Source organism: Kitasatospora sp. NPDC054939 (assembly GCF_053610105.1).
Window position 1 is genome coordinate 1 of sequence record NZ_JBSGXP010000114.1, and the last position, 2,440, is coordinate 2,440.

The following is a 2,440-nucleotide window of genomic DNA, read 5'->3' on the forward strand; positions in this document are numbered from 1 at the left end:
GGGTGCGTCGGCGGCGGTCTCAGTCGACCGGGGCCTTCTCGCGCAGGATCTCGACGAAAGCGCGCAGCCAGCCCGGGTGGTCGGGCCAGGCGCGGGCGGAGACGACGACGCCGTCGACGACCGCCTCGCCGTCGACGAAGGTGGCGCCGGCGGCCTGGACGTCCGGCTCCAGGGCCGGGTAGGCGGCGCTGCGCAGGCCGCTGAGCACGCCGACGGCCGCGGTGATCAGCGGGCCGTGGCAGATCTGGGCGACGGGCTTCTGGTCGGCGAAGAAGTGCTTGACGATCCGCTGCACGTCGGGGTTGTTGCGCAGGTACTCGGGGGCCCGCCCGCCGGGGATGACCAGTGCGACGTACTCGGCCGGGTCGACGTCGGCGAGCGCGATGTCGGCGGGCCAGGTGTAGCCGGGCTTCTCGGTGTAGGTGTCGTAGCCGTCGACGAAGTCGTGGACGACGAACTGCAGGCGCTTGACCGACGGCGCCGCGATGTCGACCTGGTAGCCCTCCTCGCGGAGCCGCTGGTACGGGTAGAACACCTCCAGGGACTCCGCCGCATCACCGGTGACAAGCAGGATCTTCGGTGCCATCGCCGACATTCCTCCGTGATCTTCCGTCAGACAGGTTGTCAGGTGGCCCGGTTGACCGACCCGGGCCGAACCTCGACCAACCTCCCGCACCCGCCCCTGCCCGCGCAACGGGGCACACCGGACACGCCCCGGCGCACCCTTTGCGGCGCGCGCCGCTCTCGCGCGCCGCGCGCCGGTTTCGGGGTGTCCAACCCCGCACATCGCCGCTCCCCGCAGTCCGCCTGGACTCGGCGGACGCCGCGGTCTCCAGCAGCTTCAGGACGGCCTCCCGGTTGCGACTGGTCTTCCACGAGGGTGCGGCCGAAGGTGGCGAAGGTCCGTCGTCGGCCGGCCCGCTATCGCTCTGCGCCCGCGGGCCAGAGCACGCGTACGGGGACGCCGCAGCGGTTCGCGAAGTCGACGACGTCGGCGGTGCCGCCATAGCCTCGGGCGGGCTTGCCGTCCCACACGGCGAGCAGCAGGTCGGCGAGGCCCACAAGGACCTCGCTTCCGGCCATGTGGGCGGCCGAGTCGGATGCGGTCATGCCGGTGCCGTGCACCTCGGACGCCCGATCCAACAGGCTGTCGTAGACGGGGTGGTGGCCGGTGGGAAGGGAGTCGCGGTATTCCTCGGCCGGGATGACCACCTCGATCGTGCCGCCGTGCTCCAGGACCAGCTCCGCGAACCAGGCGTCGGGGCCGTCGGCGATGCAGGAGATCCCGACGACCGCCTCGGTCTGCCGGTCCAGCTCGGCGGCGAGCAGCGCGCGGACTTCCAGCTCCACGTTCGCGTTCAGGCCCCGGTGGCCGGTGATGCCGATTCGCATGGTGCCCCTCCTACAGGTAGACGCCGTGCAGGCGCTCGTCGAAGTCCCGTACCACCTTGGGCGGTGACGTGGTGGTGAGCGTACGCCGCAGGCGCCGCGCACGGTCCACGATCCGCCCGGACCGGTAGGACAGGCCGATGTCGAGCGCCCGGTCCGCGAACGCGCCGTCGATCCGCCCGGCGGCGAGGTGTCCGGCGGCGATGTCGAGCATCAGCAGAGCCCGCTGCTTCGCGTGGCCGGTCGCCAGGGCCTCCGTGTCGGCCTCCAGCACCCACTCGACGCCGGCCGTGCCCTGTGCGCCGGGCCGCCGACAGTTCGCGTCCTCGGCCGACCCAGCGGCGATGGCGTGTTCCGTCGCTTCTAGACTCGGCGGAAGCCGTTGTTCCGGAAGGGGTTCCGCCTGATGTCCGAGCGTGTTACCTACCTTGTCCTGCCCGGGTACGAGAATTCGGGGCCGGAGCACTGGCAGAGCCGGTGGGAGGCGGCGGATCCGGCGTTCCGGCGGGTGGAGCAGGAGGACTGGGACCACCCGGAGCCGGGGGCGTGGGTGGCGCGGCTGGACGAGGCGGTGGCGGCGGCCGGGCAGGACGGGCCGGTGGTGCTGGTGGCGCACAGTCTGGGGTGCGTGACGGTGGCCCGCTGGGTGGCCGGGGTGCCGGCGGAGCGGACGGCGGGGGTGCGCGGGGCGCTGCTGGTGGCGCCGGCGGACATCGACCGGGCGGAGGTGCCGGCGCTGTACGGGTTCCGGCCGGTGGCGCTGGCGGCGTTCCCGTTCCCGGCGGTGGTGGTGAGCAGTTCGGACGATCCGTGGGTCGCGCCGGAGCGGGCCCGCGGGTTCGCGGCGGCCTGGGGCGCCCGGTACGTCGAACCGGGCGCCTTCGGTCACCTCAACTCCGCCTCCGGGCTGGGTGACTGGCCGGCGGGGCGGGACCTGCTGGCGGAGCTGGTCGGGCGGGGCGGGGGGTGCGGGCCGGGCGCCCGGGGGGTGGGGGGGGGGGGAGGGGGGGAGTGCGCGCGGGAGAATGTGCGTTGGGGACAGCCCCGAGTG

The 2,440-nt window shown here is 73.7% G+C and carries 4 protein-coding genes; 1 reads left to right on the forward strand and 3 read right to left on the reverse strand.

Annotation, left to right across the window (positions count from 1 at the left end; genetic code table 11):
* Window positions 1–19: 19 nt before the first annotated feature.
* From ACWGB8_RS27200 to ACWGB8_RS27210, 3 genes are all read right to left on the reverse strand, one after another.
* Complete coding sequence (locus ACWGB8_RS27200) at window positions 20–586, reverse strand: DJ-1/PfpI family protein (RefSeq protein ID WP_452216241.1); 567 nt, start codon at window positions 584–586, stop codon at window positions 20–22.
* A 335-nt stretch (window positions 587–921) separates the two neighbouring features.
* Entirely contained in the window at window positions 922–1,392 is a 471-nt protein-coding gene (locus ACWGB8_RS27205) for a hypothetical protein (protein ID WP_452216242.1), read from the reverse strand.
* A 10-nt stretch (window positions 1,393–1,402) separates the two neighbouring features.
* Entirely contained in the window at window positions 1,403–1,663 is a 261-nt protein-coding gene (locus ACWGB8_RS27210; RefSeq protein ID WP_452216243.1) for a hypothetical protein, read from the reverse strand.
* Between the two features lie 132 nt (window positions 1,664–1,795).
* Between ACWGB8_RS27210 and ACWGB8_RS27215 the strand changes: the two genes are divergently transcribed.
* On the forward strand, window positions 1,796–2,440 hold a 645-nt coding region (locus ACWGB8_RS27215), incomplete at its 3' end, for an RBBP9/YdeN family alpha/beta hydrolase (RefSeq protein ID WP_452216244.1).